The sequence below is a fragment of the Mycobacterium ulcerans subsp. shinshuense genome, assembly GCF_002355775.1.
Classification (GTDB): Bacteria; Actinomycetota; Actinomycetes; order Mycobacteriales; family Mycobacteriaceae; genus Mycobacterium; species Mycobacterium marinum.
This window is the reverse complement of sequence record NZ_AP017624.1, coordinates 2,046,136-2,064,713: the sequence shown is the minus strand read 5'-3', so window position 1 is coordinate 2,064,713 and position 18,578 is coordinate 2,046,136. Positions and strand designations below refer to the sequence as shown.

Annotated in this window: 14 protein-coding genes and 4 pseudogenes; 9 read left to right on the top strand and 9 right to left on the bottom strand. The window is 66.0% G+C overall.

All coding sequences use genetic code 11. The features are described 5' to 3' along the window. The first annotated feature begins 34 nt into the window (after positions 1-34). The 8 genes and pseudogenes from acsA (at position 35) to SHTP_RS09325 (ending at position 8,290) form a co-directional block, all read left to right on the top strand. A pseudogene (acsA, locus tag SHTP_RS09360) lies at positions 35-1,834 on the top strand (acetate--CoA ligase). Next, positions 1,834-2,838 carry a pyruvate dehydrogenase (acetyl-transferring) E1 component subunit alpha gene (gene pdhA, locus SHTP_RS09355; protein WP_096370415.1) on the top strand — a complete coding sequence of 335 codons (1,005 nt, stop codon included), beginning with the start codon at positions 1,834-1,836 and terminating at the stop codon, positions 2,836-2,838. Before acsA ends, pdhA begins: the two are co-directional and overlap by 1 nt. Further along, positions 2,835-3,812, top strand: a complete 978-nt coding sequence (locus tag SHTP_RS09350) for an alpha-ketoacid dehydrogenase subunit beta (protein ID WP_096370414.1) — start codon at positions 2,835-2,837, stop codon at positions 3,810-3,812. The genes pdhA and SHTP_RS09350 overlap by 4 nt, the downstream gene beginning before the upstream one ends. Further along, positions 3,809-5,050 carry a dihydrolipoamide acetyltransferase family protein gene (locus SHTP_RS09345; RefSeq protein WP_096370413.1) on the top strand — a complete coding sequence of 414 codons (1,242 nt, stop codon included), beginning with the start codon at positions 3,809-3,811 and terminating at the stop codon, positions 5,048-5,050. The genes SHTP_RS09350 and SHTP_RS09345 overlap by 4 nt, the downstream gene beginning before the upstream one ends. Positions 5,051-5,057: 7 nt before the next feature. Further along, the gene (locus SHTP_RS09340; protein WP_012395124.1) at positions 5,058-5,315 is read left to right on the top strand and encodes an acyl carrier protein; all 258 of its coding nucleotides are present in this window, start codon (positions 5,058-5,060) and stop codon (positions 5,313-5,315) included. Positions 5,316-5,416: 101 nt separating this feature from the next. Further along, on the top strand, positions 5,417-5,836 hold the full coding sequence (locus SHTP_RS09335) for a pyridoxamine 5'-phosphate oxidase family protein (RefSeq protein ID WP_012395125.1): 420 nt from the start codon (positions 5,417-5,419) through the stop codon (positions 5,834-5,836). Positions 5,837-6,003: 167 nt separating this feature from the next. Next, complete coding sequence (locus tag SHTP_RS09330; protein WP_231991335.1) at positions 6,004-7,611, top strand: PE family protein; 1,608 nt, start codon at positions 6,004-6,006, stop codon at positions 7,609-7,611. 259 nt (positions 7,612-7,870) lie between these two features. Then, positions 7,871-8,290, top strand: a pseudogene (locus SHTP_RS09325) (DUF302 domain-containing protein). A gap of 10 nt (positions 8,291-8,300) precedes the next feature. Here SHTP_RS09325 and SHTP_RS09320 read toward each other — a convergent pair. From SHTP_RS09320 to SHTP_RS09280, 9 genes and pseudogenes are all read right to left on the bottom strand, one after another. After that, entirely contained in the window at positions 8,301-8,774 is a 474-nt protein-coding gene (locus tag SHTP_RS09320; protein WP_012395128.1) for a hydrogenase maturation protease, read from the bottom strand. Continuing rightward, a complete protein-coding gene (locus tag SHTP_RS09315; protein ID WP_096370412.1) occupies positions 8,771-10,063 on the bottom strand; it encodes a Ni/Fe hydrogenase subunit alpha in 1,293 nt (430 codons plus the stop codon). Before SHTP_RS09315 ends, SHTP_RS09320 begins: the two co-directional genes overlap by 4 nt. After that, the gene (locus SHTP_RS09310; RefSeq protein WP_096370411.1) at positions 10,063-10,818 is read right to left on the bottom strand and encodes an NADH-quinone oxidoreductase subunit B family protein; all 756 of its coding nucleotides are present in this window, start codon (positions 10,816-10,818) and stop codon (positions 10,063-10,065) included. The genes SHTP_RS09315 and SHTP_RS09310 overlap by 1 nt, the downstream gene beginning before the upstream one ends. Beyond that, a pseudogene (locus SHTP_RS09305) lies at positions 10,819-11,675 on the bottom strand (FAD/NAD(P)-binding protein). It lies immediately after the preceding gene. Then, complete coding sequence (locus SHTP_RS09300) at positions 11,668-12,804, bottom strand: 4Fe-4S dicluster domain-containing protein (protein WP_096370410.1); 1,137 nt, start codon at positions 12,802-12,804, stop codon at positions 11,668-11,670. Before SHTP_RS09300 ends, SHTP_RS09305 begins: the two are co-directional and overlap by 8 nt. 85 nt (positions 12,805-12,889) lie before the next feature. Continuing rightward, entirely contained in the window at positions 12,890-13,471 is a 582-nt protein-coding gene (locus tag SHTP_RS09295; RefSeq protein WP_020786902.1) for an Rv1733c family protein, read from the bottom strand. A gap of 61 nt (positions 13,472-13,532) precedes the next feature. After that, positions 13,533-14,534, bottom strand: a complete 1,002-nt coding sequence (locus SHTP_RS09290; RefSeq protein ID WP_096370409.1) for an Acg family FMN-binding oxidoreductase — start codon at positions 14,532-14,534, stop codon at positions 13,533-13,535. 171 nt (positions 14,535-14,705) lie between these two features. Further along, a pseudogene (locus SHTP_RS09285) lies at positions 14,706-16,520 on the bottom strand (heavy metal translocating P-type ATPase); the annotation flags it as partial. A gap of 193 nt (positions 16,521-16,713) precedes the next feature. Next, positions 16,714-17,076, bottom strand: coding sequence for a bleomycin resistance protein (locus SHTP_RS09280; protein ID WP_172607291.1), 363 nt, complete (start codon positions 17,074-17,076; stop codon positions 16,714-16,716). Between the two features lie 143 nt (positions 17,077-17,219). Here SHTP_RS09280 and SHTP_RS09275 point away from each other — a divergent pair, with 143 nt between their 5' ends. Then, positions 17,220-18,557, top strand: a complete 1,338-nt coding sequence (locus SHTP_RS09275) for an adenylate/guanylate cyclase domain-containing protein (protein WP_096370408.1) — start codon at positions 17,220-17,222, stop codon at positions 18,555-18,557. Positions 18,558-18,578: the final 21 nt, after the last annotated feature.

Below are 18,578 nucleotides of genomic sequence, written 5' to 3'. Positions count from 1 at the left end.
GAGCCCTGGCTGGCCCCCGCCGCTAGGACCACCCATGGACGTTATTCACAAGACTGCCCACGACTCTCGTGTCGCCCCCAACCTCTCCGACTACCAGCGGGCGCGGGCACAATTCCGGTGAACCGATGTGCCGGCATTGTGCGAAGGCATGGGAGACGACAAGTGCAACATCGCCTTCGCGGCGGTGGATCGGCACTGCGCTGGTCCGATCGCGACCCGTACCGCCCTGCGGTTTGTCACCGACCAAAGCCGGGAGGACCAGCCCCCCACTCAGGACGTCAGCTATGCGGAATTGGGCCGGCTGGTCCGGAAATTCACCGCGGTGCTACGCGGGCTCGGCGTCAACAAGGGTGACCGCGTGTTCACCATCATGGGCCGCATCCCCGAGCTGTACATAACGATGCTGGGCGCGCTGCGCAACGGCAGCGTGGTTTCGCCCCTGTTCTCGGCATTCGGCCCGGAGCCGATCGTCACCAGAGTGGAGATCGGGCAAGCCGATGTGCTGGTGACCACGGCGGCGATCTACCGGCGCAAGATCGCCAAGATCCGCGAACGACTCACGTCGGTGCGCCACATTTTGGTGGTGGACGCTCAGAGCTCGGGCGATCAGCTGCCCGGCACGCTCAGCCTCTGGGAGCTGATGGCAGCCGCGGACGACAACGCGCCGGCGGAACCCACCACCGCCGACGACCCGGCCCTGCTGCACTTCACCAGTGGCACCACCGGAACACCGAAGGGCGCCATACATGTGCACGGCGCGGTCACTATGCACTACATCACCGGCCTGTATGCACTCGACCTACACCCCGACGACATCTATGGGTGCACAGCAGATCCCGGCTGGGTCACCGGAACGTCCTACGGCATCATCAGTCCGCTATTGCACGGCGTGACGTCCATCGTCGACCAGGCCGAGTTCGACGCCGAGCGCTGGTACCGGATCCTGCAAGACCAGAATGTGTCGGTTTGGTACACCGCCCCGACCGGGATCCGGATGCTGATCAAAGCGGGCGCCGAATTGGCAGCACAGTATTGCTTCCCCCACTTGCGTTTCATCGCAAGCGTGGGCGAACCCCTGGATCCCGAAGCGGTGTGGTGGGGAAAGCGGGTGCTGGGCCTGCCGATTCACGACAACTGGTGGCAGACCGAGACTGGCGGCATCATGATCGCCAACACGCCGGCCTTCGACATCAAACCTGGCTCGATGGGCAGGCCGCTGCCCGGGGTGGACGCATATATCCTGCGCCACAACGACGATGGCACCACCTCGGTGATCGATGATCCCGACGAAGAAGGTGAGCTAGCCCTCGAGCCGGGCTGGCCCTCGATGTTCCGCGGCTATCTACACGCCGAGGACCGATATCGAAAGTGCTTCAGCGACGGGCTGTACCTCACCGGAGATCTGGCCAAGAAGGACGCCGATGGCTACTTCTGGTTCGTCGGCCGCAAGGATGACGTGATCAAATCCGCCGGCCACCTCATCGGCCCGTTCGAGGTGGAGAGCGCGCTGACCGATCATCCGGCGGTGGCCGAGGCGGCGGTCATCGGCAAGCCCGATCCGACCGTCGGCGCAATCATCAAAGCATTTGTGGTACTCAAGGACGGCTTTACCGCCGATGACGACCTGCGGCTGGAGCTGCTGGGGCACGCCCGCAAACACCTCGGAGCGGCCGTGGCGCCCAAAGAAATAGAGTTCGCCGACGCACTGCCCCACACCAGCAGCGGCAAGATCATGCGGCGGCTGCTCAAAGCCCGCGAACTCGGTCTCCCCGAGGGGGACACATCCACCGTCGTGGGATTTCCCGAACCCAAGCCCCAAGGAGTGCCACTGTGATGGATGCGAAGCTGGCGCGCGAGCTGCTGTCGGACATGGTGCGGGTGCGCCGGATGGAAGAGAAGTGCGCGGAACTCTACAGCGCAGCCAAGATCCGCGGATTTCTGCATCTCTACGTCGGAGAAGAGGCGGTAGCCGCCGGATCTCTGCGAGTGCTTGCCGAGGACGACGCGGTGGTGGCGACATATCGCGAGCACGCGCACGCGCTGCCGCGCGGTATTCCGATGACCTCGATCATGGCCGAGATGTTCGGCAAGCAGGAGGGCTGCTCGCGAGGTCGCGGCGGGTCGATGCATCTGTTCGACCAGGCCCGGCGATTCTACGGCGGCAACGCCATTGTCGCCGGAGGCCTGCCACTGGCGGTCGGCATCTCGCTCGCCGACTCCATGCTGAAGCGAAATCGGGTCACGGCATGCTACTTCGGTGATGGAGCCGTCGCCGAAGGCGCGTTTCACGAGTCACTGAACATGGCGGCACTGTGGAAGTTGCCGGTGCTGTTCCTATGCGAGAACAACCTGTACGCCATGGGCACCGCATTGCATCGAGCCCAGTCGCAGACCGACCTCACGGTCAAGGCGGCGTCGTACAACGTTGCGACGCTGGCGGTCGACGGGATGGACGTAGCGGCCTGCATGAGCGCTACCCAGCAGGGTGTCGACCACATCCGCAGCACCGGCGGACCGTTCTTCATCGAGTTCCGTACCTACCGATTCCGGGCCCATTCGATGTTCGACCCCGAGCTGTACCGGGACAAGGCGGAAGTGCAGCGATGGCGCGAGCGCGACCCGATCCGGCTGTTCACCGAACAGTGTCTGAACAGCGGCACGCTGACCGATGACGACGTGCGCGACATCGAAGGGTCGGCGGCCGACGAGATCGCTGCGGCGGTTGCCTTCGCCGATGCCGGAACATGGGAGGACGCATCGGATCTCGAACGCGACGTGCTGACTCCGCCCGATAGCTGCGATGCGACCGCGGAATCGACCTGGGAGCCGGCGCGATGAAGACCACCTACCGAACCGCTGTCCACGATGGCTTGCACGACGCGTTGAGCAACGACCCGCGGGTGGTGCTGATGGGCGAGGACGTCGGCCGCTACGGGGGCACCTACGCCGCATCCAAGGGCTTGCTCGAGGAGTTCGGACCCGAGCGGGTGCGCGACACACCGCTGTCCGAGCTGGGCTTCGTCGGCATCGGAATCGGCGCGGCACTCAACGGGTTACGTCCCATCGTGGAAGTGATGACAGTCAATTTCAGCCTGTTGGCCCTCGACCAGATCGTCAACACCGCGGCCGCCCTGCGACACATGTCCGGCGGGCAGTTCTCGGTACCGATCGTGGTGCGAATGGCGACCGGCGCCGGACGTCAGCTGGCGGCGCAGCACTCACACAGCCTGGAGCCCTGGTATGCCCACGTCCCGGGGATCAAGGTCCTCGCCCCCGCCACGGTCGAGGATGCCTACGGAATGCTCGCCCCCGCGCTGGCTGACCCGGATCCGGTGATCATCTTCGAGCACGTACAGCTGTACAACACCTCCGCCGATATCGATGTGCTCAAGCCGACCGACATCTGTAAGGCGGCGGTGCGCCGCAGCGGTACCGACGTCACCTTGATCGCCTACGGCGGCTGCCTGGCCAAGGCGCTGGACGCGGCAAACGAGTTGTCGCTGAACGGAATCGAGTGTGAGGTCGTCGATCTGCGGGTGTTGCGTCCATTCGATACCGACACGATCCTGGAGTCCGTCCGCAAGACGCATCGAGCGGTGGTGATCGACGAAGCTTGGCGCAGTGGAAGTTTGGCCGGCGAGATCTCCGCGCAAATCATGGAGGGCGCCTTCTATGACCTGGATGCACCGGTTTCGCGGGTGTGCAGTGTGGAGGTCCCCATCCCCTATGCCAAACACTTGGAGCAGGCGGCGCTGCCCCAACCCGACAAGATCATTGCCGCGGTCCAAGCGCTGTTCGGTGACCAGTCATGATCGAGTTCAAAATGCCCGCCCTGGGCTCCGGCATGGACGAGGGCACGCTGAACGAATGGCTGGTCAAGCCGGGCGACAAGGTAAGCCGCGGACAGATCGTGGCGATCGTCGAGACGACCAAGGCCGCCGTGGAGATCGAGTGCTGGCAGGAGGGCACGGTCGATGAGCTGGTCGTCCCCGTCGGCGATACTGTCGAAGTCGGAACGGTACTGGCCACCCTGCTGGAGCCGGGAGCCAGTCCGCAGAAGTCGCCGCGCCAGCGACCCCGCAAGCGCGCCAAACCCGCCCCCACGGTAGCCGCATCGGCACCGGCGCCCGCCCACGGCGCCACCGCGGCGCCGCGCCACCGGCGCTGGGTCTCCCCCGCCGCCCGCCGGCTGGCCCAATCCCTGCATGTCGATCTCGACGCGGTCAGCGGCACCGGCCCCCAAGGGGCGGTCACGATCAGCGACGTCGAGCACGCCGCCGCCAGCGCCGTACCTGCCAAGCGGCCCGCGGCCACGGCTGCGAGCACGTCCGCCAAATCCATCGGGGCCAAATCCACGGCCCAGAACAAGATCGCCGAGCGTGCCGCGCAAATGCGCAAATCCATCGCCGCGGCGATCAGCCGGTCGAAGCGGGAGATCCCGCACTACTATCTCGCCGACGAAATCCTGATGGAGAAGTCACTGAACTGGCTGACCACCCGAAATGCGCAACGCTCAATCACCGAGCGGGTGCTGCCGGCCGTCTTGCTGCTCAAGGCCGTCGGACTGGCCGCCCAACGCTTCGGCGAGTTCAACGGCTTCTGGCGCGACGATGGGTTCCAGGCCACCACCGGCGTGCATGTCGGGGTCGGGATATCACTTCGCGGGGGTGGGCTGGTCGCCCCGGCCATCCACGACGTCGCCGACAAGAAGCTCGACGAATTGATGGGTGACCTCACCGACCTCGTCGCGCAGGCACGCGCCGGTTCGCTGCGCAGTTCGGAGATGTCGGACCCGACCATCACGGTCACCAACCTTGGCGACCAGGGCGTCGACACCGTCTTCGGCGTGATCTACCCACCGCAGGTGGCCATTGTCGGGTTCGGGAAACCGGCCCAACAAGTGTGCGTCATCGACGGCGGGATTCGCGTTGTCACCACCGTGGAGGGCACCCTCGCCGCAGACCACCGGGCCAGCGATGGACACCGTGGCGCCCTATTTCTGGCCGCGATCAACGAGCTGCTTCAGCAGCCCGACCTGCTAGAGAAGTGATGGGCACATGACGACACAACAAGACACCCGCGCCGTGGTCCTGTCGGTATTGACGACCATCGCGCCCGAGGTCGACGCCGATGACATCTGTGACGATGTGCTGCTGCGCGATCAGGTCGATCTTGACTCGATGGATTGGCTGAACTTTCTACTCGGTATCCACAAACGGATGCACGTGGACATCCCCGAATCCGACTACGCGACCCTGCGCACCCTCAACGATGTCGTGACCTACGTCGAGACACACGCGTCCAAAACCGCTTGAACGACATTGGTCCCTGCCCGGTAGGACCTTGGGCCGGCGATGCGCGCCGCCGACTTCAATAGCATCATGCTTGTGACCTACCAAAGGAGAGGGGTTGGCTGATGTCGGGAGCCGGTGATGGGATCACCATCCTGCCCGTGCACGAATGCTGGGACCTGATGAAAAGCGTCACGTTAGGACGGCTGGTTACCAGCGTCGACGGGCGGCCGCAGATCTTCCCGGTGAACTTCGTCGTCCAGCGCCGCACCGTGCTGTTCCGCACGGCCGAGGGCACCAAGTTGGTCAGCACGGCGATAAACCACAAAGTCCTGTTCGAAGTTGACGATCACACCTCCAGCGAGGGCTGGAGCGTCATCGTCGAAGGCAGGGCCCGTTCGATGCGCACCGACGAGGAGATCGCGGAGGCCGAGAGCGCTCACCTGTTGACGTGGACGGCAACGGAGAAAACCCACTATGTGCGGATTCTGCCGGACGCGGTGACAGGTCGGCGGTTCCAGTTCGGTCCACCGGGCCAGGAATAAACCAACCGCCAGCTGGCGTCGGCGCCGACTCGTGATCGCCAGCGCCAGCACGGCGAGTTTGTTAGATCTGGGTTAGATCTGCCCTGAAAACGACAGATTTCGGATACGGCTGACGTGCTCGCCTGTGAAGATGGGCCGCACGGGGCCGTACGTCGAACCCGGGGGGGATGGCAGTGTCGCTGGTAGTCGCCGAACCCGACGCGTTGAGCAACGCAGCCGGGCATTTGGCGGGTATCGGCTCGAAGATCGAGGATGCGACGGCTGCCGGGGCCGGTCCCACAACTACCGTCGCCGCCGCGGCCTCTGATGATGTGTCGATCGCTATCTCGGAGTTCTTCGGTACCTACGGCAAGCAATTTCAGACGTTCAGTGCGCGGGCGGCAGCATTTCACGATGAATTTGTCAGCCGCTTGCGCGGCGGCGCGGCCGCATACCTCGACACCGAGTTCGCCAACGCCCGGCTGGGCCAGGCGAACCCGGCGAACTCGCCGGCTCCGGCGGCCGCGGCGCCCGGCGGCGCCTTCCTCGCCGAGTTGAGTGCGGGCAACACCGAGTTGGGCCCGATCACCGGTGCAATCTCGGTGGGAGAACTTCTCCCGGGCGCCCCGCCAGAGATTGGTGCCGCCATATCTGTTCTCGGCGGCGGCTCCCTGTTGCCCGGGCTGTTCGGGTTTGGCCCGTTCGCTCCGACAACCGGTTCGCCTGCCGTTGCCGAGGGGCCATGGCAAACCCTGTTCGCCAATACCTGCGCCAATCTGCAGACCATCTATAGCGACTGGGCTGCCCATCCGTTCCCGGCCGCGCAGCAGGTGATCGCAAACCAAGCCGAATACGCCCGGACGATAGGCGGCGGACTCGCGGCCGCCGCGCAAGACCTCCCCGCAACTGTGGCGAACCTGCCGGCGAACATCGGACTCGCCGTCGCCGACGCCGTGAATTTCCCGGCGGAGCTGCAGGGATACCTCGGCAAGCAAGTTGGCTACGGCCAGGTAGTTGTGGACGCGCTGCAGAACGCGGGCGCGGAGCTGCCGCAGACTTTGCCCAACTTTTTCGGCGACGTCGACAAGGCCAACCAAGCGGTGATGGCGGGCGACTACAACGACGCGGTGGACTACGTCCCGCGAGCCGCGGTGGATCTTTTCCTCAGCGGAGTCAACATCAACAACCTCTCGCAGATCACCGTCGAGGGCCCAGCGGGAGAGCTACTCCCGCTGATGTCACTGCCTGCGCAGATGCAGCAGGACCTGATCGACCTGCTTCCGCCGGGCGCCATTCTCACGCAAATGGTGCAGAACAACTTCAACGCCACCAACACGGTCGTCAACTCGATCGCCTTGGCCGCAATCGGCCCGCCGATCGCCACGCTCGATGGGTTTGCAACGGGCCTGACGGTGCTCGGCGGAGCGGTGGCCACGGGAAACGGTGTGGGGGCTGTCGGCGCCTTGCTCGATATGCCCGCCTGCGTGTTGGACGGTTTCCTCAACGGCGAAACCGTCGTGGAGCTAAGGGTGCCGGTGAGCGAGACGGTGACTATCCCGTTGACGCCCCTGACGCCTCCCATCGTCGTCGGCGCCAACACGCCGGTCCTGGTCCGGATGCCCTTCGGCGGAGTGCTGGCCCAGCCGCAACCGATCACCGCGACGATCGAACTTCCGGGCACGGGGAGTCCCGCCCCGCTCGACATCACGATCCCCGATATGCAAGTTGCGGGTGTCGTTCCTACCCTGCTGAACGTGATACCCCAACGCGTCGCCGAGGCGATTGCACCCGAGTAATGGGTCGGCGGCCATTCCCAATTCCGGTGCGTTCGGCCCGGCCGGTCCGGCGCGAAGCCGCTCCATACCCGCCTCTCACGACGAATGTCTCTGCGAGAAAGGGACTTCGGACCCGCCCACACGGTGTGCGTCGATGCTCAGATAGCTCTAGCTCGTCGCTACGGACGCGGTGGTCGGCTCGGGCGCCAACTGAGTTAGCACCATGAGCGACACACCGCCCGGCACCTCACCGTCGGGGTCAGCTACGGAAGGAATCACCATGGGCCTCGCGTTATCGACAAGGTTGACGGCCCCGTTCGATGACGCGGTGGCACGCACCCGGGCGGCTCTGGCCGCCCAAGGGCTTGGGGTGCTCACCGAGATCGATGTCAAGGCGACGCTGTAAGCCAAACTCGGCACGCAGATGGAGGACTATCTGATCCTCGGCGCCTGTGACCCGGACCTGGCGCACCGGGCAATCGAAGCCGACCGCGAGATCGGGCTGCTGCTGCCCTGCAACGTCTTGGTTCGCGCCGACCCGGACCGCCCGGGCGACGTGCTGGTCGAGGCGGTGAATCCGGGCATGCTGCTCGCGGTGACGGGCGAGGCGGCGCTCATCTCGATCGCCGATGAGGCGACCCAGAAGCTAGTCGCCGCCATCGCCTTGCTGGCCGCCACCGAAGCGGCCGCGCCGGCCTGATCGACGTCCGCTACACGTCGGCGCGTGGCCGCGGGCGACCGATTTCATCGACGGCCAGGCCGACCACCACCGGAATGGCATCCAAGACCTGTGGCGTCAAACCAACGCCGTGGCCGATGTCGGCGACGTCGACGGTGATGATGACCAGCCGTTCGGGCACCCGGTCCAAGGCTTGTCCCAGTGCGTATGCCTTGGCCACGTCGGCCCGGTGCGAACTCACCCCGCTGGATCCGGCCGCCAGGTCGCCCAGAGCACAGCGACGCACCCGGCCCGGTGTTGCTGGCGTCGCGACCGCGGCATCGATCAGCACGGCCAGCCCGGCACCCGACCACGCTTCGAGCAGACTCATCGGATCCGCGAGGTCGGTCACCACACGAACGCCCGACAACGCCAGCTCCCGCAACGCCGTGGCGGCGGCCACCCCGACACCGTCGTCACGCCGGTAGCGATTGCCGAGCCCGATGACGACGACAGCTGCGTTCATCCACGCTCGAGGGTGAGTGTCAGGAAGTGTGTCGAGCACGAGATGCACGGATCATAGTTGCGGATCGCACGTTCACACATGGTGGTGAGCACCTCGTCGTCAAGAACGAGGTTCTCCGAAACCACCCGGGCCAGGTCGGCCTCGATGGCCGCCTGATTCTGCGAGGTGGGCGGAACGATGGTGGCCGCCGACACCAATCCGGCATCGTCGATACGGTAGCGGTGGTAGAGCAGTCCCCGTGGCGCCTCGCTGACGCCATGGCCCACCCCGGCCCGAGCCGGCACCTCGACGCACGGTCGCGCCGGCCGCTGGTAGTTCTCGATGATCCGCAGCGCCTCTTCTATCGCGTACACCACTTCCACGGCACGAACGATGTTGCTGCGGAATGGATTTCGGCACTGGGCGGAAAGTCCGGCCCGGGCGGCGGCCTGCGCGGCTATCGGGGTGAGTAACGACGAGTTCAGCGCGTAGCGGGCCAGCGGACCGGTCACATGGCAGCCGCCGTCCAATGTCGCATGCAGGGCGGTTGAATGGGGCACCTGCAGCTCCACGACGTGGTCGGTGAATTCGGCCACCGGAAAGACCGGTCCGGCACTGCGCGCGATGGTGCCGTTCTCGATCGGGTAGCGGTCGGGCGTAGTGAGCGCCAGGAACTCATGGTCGAACTCGAGGTCGGGGAACTCGAACCCGGCCACCCACTCCACGGTGGCCAGCGCGTCGACCAGAGCGCGGCGCAACTGCTCAGCCATCGGCGCGAAGTCCGATCGAGTTGGGACGGAATAGAATCCGCCCAGCCGAACATTGATCGGGTGGATCGCCCGCCCGCCCACGAACTCCATCAGCTGGTTACCGGCCTTCTTCAGGCGTAACCCGCGCTCGACGATCTCACGTTCGTCTCGGGCGAAGGCGATCGCGTCGGGATAGCCCAGAAAGTCCGGTGCGTGTAACAAGCAGATGTGCAGGACGTGGCTGTGTATCCATTCGCCGCAGTACAGCAACCGGCGCAGCTCTATTAGGTCCGCGTCCAGCTCGACACCGCAGGCACCTTCGAGCGCATTGCAGGCACTGACCTGGTAGGCGACCGGACAGATGACGCAGATCCGCGCGGTCAGGTCGGGCGGCTCGGTGTGCGCGCGGCCGCGCAGGAACGCTTCGAAAAACCTTGGCAGCTCGTAGATGTTGAGCTCGACTCGGTCCAGCTCGCCATCTTTGAGCGAAACGTAGAGCGCCCCTTCGCCTTCGACACGTGTCAACGTTCCGACGCTCAGCGTCCGGTTGTCAGGTGCCATCACTTGCTCCGCTCCGCGGCGAAACTGGTGACGTTGAAAGTCGAGAACACCCGGTCGACACCGTCTTCGGACATGCCGTCCCGGCGCAGCAGCGGGATCAAGGTCGCGGTCTGCGGTGCCGCCGATGGACCGAAGCAGCCATAGCAGCCGCGATGGTGCATGGGACACAGCGCACCGCAGCCGGCGTGGGTGACCGGGCCCAGGCACGGGGTACCCTCGGCGACAATCACGCACGTCACGCCGCGCAGTTTGCACTCCGTGCACACCGTCTTGGCCGGCAGCCGCGGTTTACGCCCGATCAGCAGCGCCTCGAGAGTATCGAGCAGCTGCCCTCGGTCAATGGGGCAGCCGTGCAGCTGGTAGTCGACTTTGACGTGCGCGGATATCGGCGTGGAAGTGGCCAGGGTGTCGATGTATTCGGGCTTGGCGTAGACGACCGAGGTGAACTCGGCGACGTCGGCGAAGTTGCGCAGCGCCTGCACTCCCCCGGCGGTCGCGCAGGCACCGATGGTGATCAGCAGCTTGGACTGGGCCCGAATCTCTTGGATACGTTGCTCGTCGTGATGGGTGGTGATCGACCCCTCGACCAGCGAAACGTCGTAGGGCCCGCCCACCATGGTGCTGGACGCCTCGGCGAATGTGGCGATCTGCACCTGATCGGCAAGCGTGAGCAGCTCGTCCTCGCAGTCCAACAGGGTCAACTGACAACCGTCGCAGGAGGCGAATTTCCACACAGCCAAAGTGGTTGGGCCCATCTAAAGCTCTTTCACTCGTAGCAGCGGTCCGGCGACGTCATAGCTGACGACGGGCCCGTCCCGGCACAACAGCAGCGGTCCCAGCTGGCAGTGACCGCACCACCCCACACCGCATTGCATGTTGCGCTCCAATGAGACCCGAATATCTTGGGCCGCTACCCCTTTTGCCAGCAGAGCTTCGGCCCGAACCGCAACATCGGTTCGGGCCCGCACAGGAATGCGGTGGTGTGTTCGGGGTCCAGGGCAAGTCGGCGCAGCGGCTCGGTGACCAGACCGACCTCGCCGCGCCAGCCCTGAACCGGGACGTCGACGGTGACGTGCAGTTCGATATCGGGGTCCTGGGCCCACTTTTCCAGCTGGGCCGCGAACACGAAATCCGCCCGGGAGCGGGCGCCCACGATCAGCGTCAGCCTGCGGTAGCGAGAGCGCTGCGCCAGCGCGCCCAGGACCGCTGGGCGCAAGGGGCACAACCCCACACCGCCGGCGACCATGACCAGATCACGGCCGGCCGCCTCATCAAGCCCCCAGGTCGTGCCGAATGGGCCCCGCACTCCCACGATGCTGCCCGGTGCGGCATCGTGCAGGGCACGGCTGACCGCCCCGACCGCGCGAATCGTGTGGGTGATCGACCCATCTGTGACGCTGGGATCGCCACTGATCGAGATTGCCGCCTCGCCCACCCCGAATGCGTAGAGCATCATGAATTCGCCCGGCTCCGGGCGCCGCAATGCCTCGCTGACCGGCTCCAGGCACAGCGTCGCCGAATCCGGGCTCTCCACAACGCGACTGCGCACCCGATACGGGACTGGCGCCATCGCTGATGGCGGCGCTGCGACTCCGGCCGCTGCGTCAGTCATCGTCGGCCATCTTGTTCATCTCAGCGGTGATGTCGATGCCGGTGGGGCACCAGGCGATGCATCGCCCACAGCCCACACAGCCCGACATGCCGAACTGGTCGTGCCAGGTAGCCAACTTGTGGGTCAGCCAATGCCGGTAGCGTGACGCGCCGGATTGGCGCACGCTGCCGCCGCCGTGGACGTAGGTGAAGTCGAACTCGAAACATGACGCCCAATGCCGCCAGCGTTCGGCGTGTTCGCCGGTGAGATCGCTGACGTCTTCGGTGCTGGTGCAAAAGCAGGTGGGGCAGACCATCGTGCAGTTGCCACAGGTCAGGCAGCGACTGGCCACCTCCTCCCACTGCGGCGACTCCCGGGAGCGCAGCAGCAGGTCACGCAGATCGACCTCGGGCATCTGCCGTCCCATCCGGTCGGCGGCGGCCTCGACATCGGCGCGCGCCGACGCCACGTCGCCGCTGCTGGCTGACTGATGCGGCAGCGCGGCGAGCACGTCGGCGCCCTGTGGACTGCCGACGTCAACGACGTAACCGACTCCGTCGGAACCAACACGCTCGGTAAGCGCCAGGTCGTAGCCGGGTCCAACGCCGGGACCGGTGCCCATCGACGCGCAGAAGCACACTCCCCCGGGCTCGGTGCAGTTCACCGCTACCACAAAGATCTGGCGCCGGCGACCGACAAATGCGCTGTCGGGGTAGTCGGAACGACCCAACACCCCGCCCAACGTCGCGATCGCCGCCAGATCACAACCGCGCACGCCAAGGAATGCGTAACGCGGGGCCTCCGACTCGAATTCGGCTGCGCCATCCCCGTCTCGAGTGCCGGCCCACATCCGCTGACGCGGCTGATGCAGGAACTGCTTCCAGGATTGCGGTCCCGCCGAGTGCCCGAAGGCCGCATCGTCATCGCGACGACGCAGCCGATAGTGCCCCGGAGCCACGTCAACACCCCAGCCGCGCGGAAGGTCGTCTGCGGACTCGAGTTCGGCAAGCACAATCGCGTTGTCACGCAAGGTCGGACCGACCACCCGATATTGCCGCTCCATCAGCACCTCGACGAGGCGACGCAGCCCGGCCATGTCCAACAACGCGGCGCCGGAATCTGTCCCGGGTCTGTTCATCGTCACACTCATCAGCCTATTTCACGACAGACGCCAAAGGGCACAACGCCTGAATTTCGGCCTGTGCCAGCCGAAGTGAAGCCCGCCAGCCATCTCATCAATATCGATTCGTCCTGCCGTCATCGTCTTGCAGACAACCGAGCTCACGGTCCCACTGTGCGTCACGCACTCGATCGAGCTGGGTACGGACCGCGGCCACCAGTGCTGCCAGCACGACGCACATGCTCAGCAGGATCACCATGGTCACGCCGACCGCGTCGACGGCGGCGTGCCAAGTCGGTGTCGGCGGCCGCACCAGATTGTCGTCTCGATCCACCCATACTTGGATACGCTGGCCCGCCTTGACCGGGCTGGTGCGTTGCAGCGAACCGGAGTGCTGCGCGGCCGCCCCGGGCCATCGCACTTGCACCACAACGGCTTCGGTGTTCGGGTTGCGCGTCGTGCCCGTCACTTCCGCTGTAACGGGGTGGCGCACCTGTGCCTGCTCGGCGTATTGATCAGCACGTGCGTTGAAGACGACCGCGCCCAACACCGCGGCGACCGGTATTGCGACTAGCGATGCCGCCAGCGCGATCAGCACGACCAAGGCTTCGACGCGGTCGGCGCGCCGAAGCAGTGGGTTGCGGCCGGCGATGCGAGCGATCCACCAGTCCCGTGGGTCCAGTTTGAACGTCTCCATCACAGCTTTCCCCGTCCCCGCGGTGCGGCTCGCCCGAGGCCGCGTACGCCGCACCAGGGGGCTATTCGGTGCCCCATTGTTCGCGGTCAGACATCCACTCGACGATCTCGGCGAGTGGACGTCGCGGGGTCGACGGCAGTGGATCGGCGTTGATCGGGGCCCATCCCACCCGAAGCAGCATCTGCGGATAGTCATTGTTGCCGAACACATCGGTCCGAACGGACTCGCGTGTTTCGGCAATCTCGAGCGGTTCGGTGACCGGGCAACTGGCCAGACCCATCGCTGTCGCGGTGAGTAGCACGACGCTGGTGGCCTCGCCGGCGCGGAGCTGGGCGAGCCGGTCGTCGGTTCGAGTACCCAACGCCAGCATCACCGCATTGTCATCGGCGGGCGCGGCATCGGCCGGCATCACCAACGTTGAGCCGGCGAATAGCCGGCTGGGCAGCGGCGCCGCGGGATCGGAGACGGGCGTGTTGCGAGCCGGAACATCGGAGGCCGAGGCGTGCCGCCCGCTCCAGGCGTTGAGTTCGGCCAGATACTCGTCATCGGCGGCGTGGTCCCAGACAGATTTCGCCACAATCGCGTTCAACTTGTCCGTGGCGTCGACTTGCCGCAGCGATACCCCGCAGCGGGCGGCCCGCGCCGCCATCAGGGCAACATCGCTTACCGGAACCGGCCAGAAGCTGTAGTGGCGCCGATCGGTTCGGCGCCTCGGTATCGCTGCGGCCAGGGTGATGTTCAGCTGGTCGGGGGTGTGGCGGGACACCTCCAGCGCGGCAAGGTGAGTCGGATCGGCCGGGTTCGGCAGACGAGCCACCTTGACATGCCAGCCGACCGCCGCCAGCGCAATGACGCAGTGATTCAAGGCGGCGCCGCAACTCGAGATGAGGTCTCGCCCCTCCGGGTCGGTGTTGGGCAGCTGCAGGCTCGTGTCGGCGTACAAATGCAGCGTCGTTGCCCCAACCTGCCAACGCCACGGCTGGGTGTTGTGCACCGAGGGCGCGCGCGAGGCGAGGGTGAGAACAGTTCGGACCGTGCCGGCATCCGGGAAATGCGCATTCATGATTGCTGCTCCTTCGGCAAGTCGTTCTCCTCAACGATTGCGCAATCACATCGGCCATACGAGGGCATGGCGTCCCTGCGGCGAGGGACTTTGTGCCATTGTCGAAGCGGCCAACGCGCCATCAGCACGGCAGCACAGCGCAAACGCGCTAAGAATCGTCCTGCGCGAGGGTATCACCGCGACGTCGATGCCTTCTTGCAGCAGCGCACCCGCCGCGGGCGGCAACCAGCCCAGTGCGGCCATCGCCATGGCCAGCAGTGACAGGCCCATGCCAACGCTGGCGCTTTGTACCGCAATGCGCCGCGACCACCGGGCGATATCCATCGCGTCGGCCAACCGGTCGAGGCGGTCGGTGGTCAACACTATGTCGGCGGCCTCCGAAGACGCGGTGGCCCCACGTGCTCCCATCGCCACCCCAACCGTGGCCGCCGCCAGTGCAGGAGCATCGTTGACACCGTCGCCGACCATCACGGTCACTGCCCGTTGGGTTTCGGCGCGCACCGCGCTGAATTTGTCGGCCGGGCCCTGGTCGGCATAGACCTCGTCGAGGCCCAAAATGGCGGCCACCTCCCGAGTCGGCTCGGCTCGGTCGCCGGTGAGCAGGATCAGCCGGGTGAAGCCGGCCTGGCGTAACCGGTGCATGGTTCGTGGCGCCTGCCGGCGCAACGGATCCCGCAGCAACACCGCGCCCTGGGGGTCGCCGTCCACACAGACCCACGCGATTGCCGCACCGTCGAGGCGGGCGCGGTTGACCGCGGCTCGCGCCCAAGGGCCGGTCGCCGTGTCGGCCGATAGCTTGCCGACCGTCAGGCGCCGCCCGTCGATGGTGGCACTGACACCGCGGCCCGGCTCCTCGACGACGTCTGCCGGCAGTGACAGCTGCAAACCGCGATTGAGCACCTCGGTGACGATGGCTTCGGCGAGGACGTGCGGGGAAAGCTGGTCAACCGAGGCGGCCTGGCGCAGCAGCTAGGTCCCGCCGCTACCGGGTGCGCTCACCACGTCGACCACCGAGGGGCGCCCCATCGTCAACGTGCCGGTCTTGTCCATCATCAATGTCGTTGCGTGACCGAGGTTTTCCAGTGCGCCGCCACCGCGAATCACCACGCCCATGCGTGAGGCGCGGGACAGGCCGGAGACGATCGCGACCGGTGCTGCCAGCAGCAGCGGGCATGGCGTGGCGACCACCAGCACGGCAACGGCTCGCACCGCGGAGCCGCTGGCGAGCCATGACGCCGCGGCCAGCACCAGCGCCATCGGCAGAAACCAGGCCGCGTAACGGTCCGCCAACCGCACGATCGGCGCATTCTCGGCGCCGGCCTGCTGCGCCATCCGTACGATGCCCGCGTAGGTGCTCTCGTCCGCCGTCGCGCTCGCCCGAATCTCAAAGGCGCCGCCCGCATTGACCACACCACTGCGGACCGGTTCGCCGACACCACGTTCGACCTGCAGCGGCTCACCGGTCAGGGCCGACTCGTCCAGTACCGCCACCACATCGGCGATCCGGCCGTCCACCGGGACCACTTCACTCGGGCCCACGACCAGGATGTCGTTGACGACCACCTCCGCCAGCGGGATCTGGCTGACGTCGGATCCGGTGCGTCGCCGCGCAAACCGCGGCGCACGCTCCAGCAACAACCTCAGGTCCCGGGTGGCACGGCGTTGCGCGGCCGCGTCGAGCGCACGCCCGCCCGCCAGCATCACCGCAATCAAGGCACCGGCCAGGTATTCGTGGACCAGCAGGGTGCCGACCAGCGATAGGACCGCGATGATGTCCACGCCGACTTGACCCCGGCGCAACGCCAAAACGACCCAGGTCAGCGCCGGCACGACGGCCACCACGGTGGCCGCGATCCAGCAGCCGTCGGCCACCACCCGCGCACCGAAGAGCCAGGCGAGGCCACCGATGACCAACAAACCCACGGTGAGCACCACCAGGGTGGGTTCGATCAGCCAGCGCACCCGCAACATCCACCGGTGGGCCATCGTCGCAGTATCGCCAACCACCGGGAAATCCTATCGACACCAGCCATTTCTGAGTCCAGCACGCCGAGAGCCCAGGTGTGAGCAGATCGCCGTGCCAGCCCAGTCGATCATTCCCGGACCGTGCTGGGCTAGGGCCGTAATACCCAGCCGGCCCGGGCCTTAGGACTTCGGGCGCGTGGCGCTGCGATACCTGTCAGTGGCTCAGCGGTGAGCCGACCCGATGCAAGGTGCCATCAGGATCGACGTAGGCGAACTCCCGCAATCCGTAGGGCGTGTCGTGCGGGGCATGAAAGTGGCCGCCGAGGTTTTCCACCGCTTGCCACTGCGTGTAGACCGAGTCGGCATCACCGACATAGAGGTAGACACTGGCAGAGGTGCTCAGCGGGTCATGGTCGGCCCACTCGGTGAGATGGATCGACACCTGCCCTCGGTCGACGAATCCGTACCGGTCGGGACCTTCGTAGGCTCGAGCGGCGAAGCCCAGCGTGCGATACCGGGCCAGCGCCGCATCTAGACTCCGGACGGTCAAGATCGGCGCGATCGCAGTGAAGTCGATTTCAGCCACACCTCAGTGTGTCAGCTGCGTCCCGCACCGGATCTCGCCCCGGTTTTGCCTAATCGCGGCGACGGCCAAAAACCGGCGCGTAGAAGTACCAGAGTCCCGCGCGCGGGTGACCGTTGTGGTGTCACCATCGTTGGATGAGGGACGATCGAGTCCGGTACGCCCGCAATGGCCACGTGCACCTGGCGTACCGGGTGTTCGGGCAGTCCGGGCCGACGGTGATCTGGGTGCCGGGGTGGATGGTCAGTAACGTCGACACGATCGACGAACCAGGCAGTCCCTATGCGCCCGGCATCGAGCGCGCCTCCCAACAGGTCAGGCTGGTGGTGTGGGATAGACGTGGGACCGGCCTCTCGGACCCGGCGACGCATCTGCTCTCGCTGGACGAGCGCCTAGAAGATCTGCGTGCCATCGTCGATTCGGTGGGACTCGACCCAGCCGCACTCTGGGGTACCAGCGAGGGCGGCGCCGTGAGCATCTTGTTCGCCGCAACCTACCCGGACCGGGTGGGCTTGCTGAGCCTCTTCGGTACCGCCGCACGGTTTTCCCAAGATCTGCCGGACTTTCCCTGGGGATTCACCCCCGCTGAGGTGCAGTCGCAGCTCTGCGCGATCGAAGATGACTGGGGCCGAGGGGCATTGGCGGAACTGTTCTACGGTCAAGCGGCCGAGGTGCCCGGAATGCGAGAGCTATTCGGCAGGCTGCAAAGGTCGGTGTCAAGCCCTTCGATGGCGAAACTGTGGTGGCAGGCCTTCATGGCGACCGACGTCCGTGCCGTGCTGGGTTCGATCCGCGTTCCCACATTGGTCCTGGCGCGCCCCGGTGATCAACTCGTACCCCTGGAATCCTCGGCGGCACTGGCGGCGGCAATTCCCAACGCTCAGTTTCGCCTCCTGCCGCCCGGTCCCCACACTCCGTTCGACATCATCGACGATCTGGCCCGGGAGGTGCTCGACTTCTTCACCGGGGAGTCGGGTGCGCCGGCCGACGAACGCGTGCTGAAGACCGTGCTGTTCACCGACATCGTGAGTTCCACCGAGAAGCTCAGCACCATGGGCGATACGGCATGGCGTCACCAGCTCAACGGCCATGACAGCGTGGTCGACAACCTACTGCTGCGCTACGGCGGCACCCGCGCCAAGCACACTGGCGACGGTGTTTTCGCGCTGTTTGATGCACCAACGAAGGCGGCTCGCTGCGCCCTGCAGCTGGTCCCGGCCCTTGCTGCCCTAAACATCGCGATCCGCGCCGGAATACATACGGGCGAGTGTGAGCGACGGGGCCAGGAGTGGAGCGGCATGGCGGTACACATCGGCGCCCGCATCGGCGCGCTGGCCGATGCCGGCGAAGTGTTCGCCAGCCGCACCGTGCGCGATCTGACCGCCGGCTCCGGCCTGACCTTCGAAAGCCTTGGCCCCCAGCAACTCAAGGGCCTCCCCGAACAGATCGAGATCTATCGGGTCAGTGCGGCCTGATACCGCTTCGACCGCGGCGCC

What these genes read in the sequence shown, in the direction of transcription:
- pdhA (WP_096370415.1), top strand. Translation starts at nt 1,834, where the DNA reads ATGGATGCGAAGCTGGCGCGCGAGCTGCTGTCGGACATGGTGCGGGTG.
- SHTP_RS09350 (WP_096370414.1), top strand. Translation starts at nt 2,835, where the DNA reads ATGAAGACCACCTACCGAACCGCTGTCCACGATGGCTTGCACGACGCG.
- SHTP_RS09345 (WP_096370413.1), top strand. Translation starts at nt 3,809, where the DNA reads ATGATCGAGTTCAAAATGCCCGCCCTGGGCTCCGGCATGGACGAGGGC.
- SHTP_RS09340 (WP_012395124.1), top strand. Translation starts at nt 5,058, where the DNA reads ATGACGACACAACAAGACACCCGCGCCGTGGTCCTGTCGGTATTGACG.
- SHTP_RS09335 (WP_012395125.1), top strand. Translation starts at nt 5,417, where the DNA reads ATGTCGGGAGCCGGTGATGGGATCACCATCCTGCCCGTGCACGAATGC.
- SHTP_RS09330 (WP_231991335.1), top strand. Translation starts at nt 6,004, where the DNA reads ATGGCAGTGTCGCTGGTAGTCGCCGAACCCGACGCGTTGAGCAACGCA.
- SHTP_RS09320 (WP_012395128.1), bottom strand. Translation starts at nt 8,774, where the DNA reads ATGAACGCAGCTGTCGTCGTCATCGGGCTCGGCAATCGCTACCGGCGT.
- SHTP_RS09315 (WP_096370412.1), bottom strand. Translation starts at nt 10,063, where the DNA reads ATGGCACCTGACAACCGGACGCTGAGCGTCGGAACGTTGACACGTGTC.
- SHTP_RS09310 (WP_096370411.1), bottom strand. Translation starts at nt 10,818, where the DNA reads ATGGGCCCAACCACTTTGGCTGTGTGGAAATTCGCCTCCTGCGACGGT.
- SHTP_RS09300 (WP_096370410.1), bottom strand. Translation starts at nt 12,804, where the DNA reads ATGAGTGTGACGATGAACAGACCCGGGACAGATTCCGGCGCCGCGTTG.
- SHTP_RS09295 (WP_020786902.1), bottom strand. Translation starts at nt 13,471, where the DNA reads ATGGAGACGTTCAAACTGGACCCACGGGACTGGTGGATCGCTCGCATC.
- SHTP_RS09290 (WP_096370409.1), bottom strand. Translation starts at nt 14,534, where the DNA reads ATGAATGCGCATTTCCCGGATGCCGGCACGGTCCGAACTGTTCTCACC.
- SHTP_RS09275 (WP_096370408.1), top strand. Translation starts at nt 17,220, where the DNA reads ATGAGGGACGATCGAGTCCGGTACGCCCGCAATGGCCACGTGCACCTG.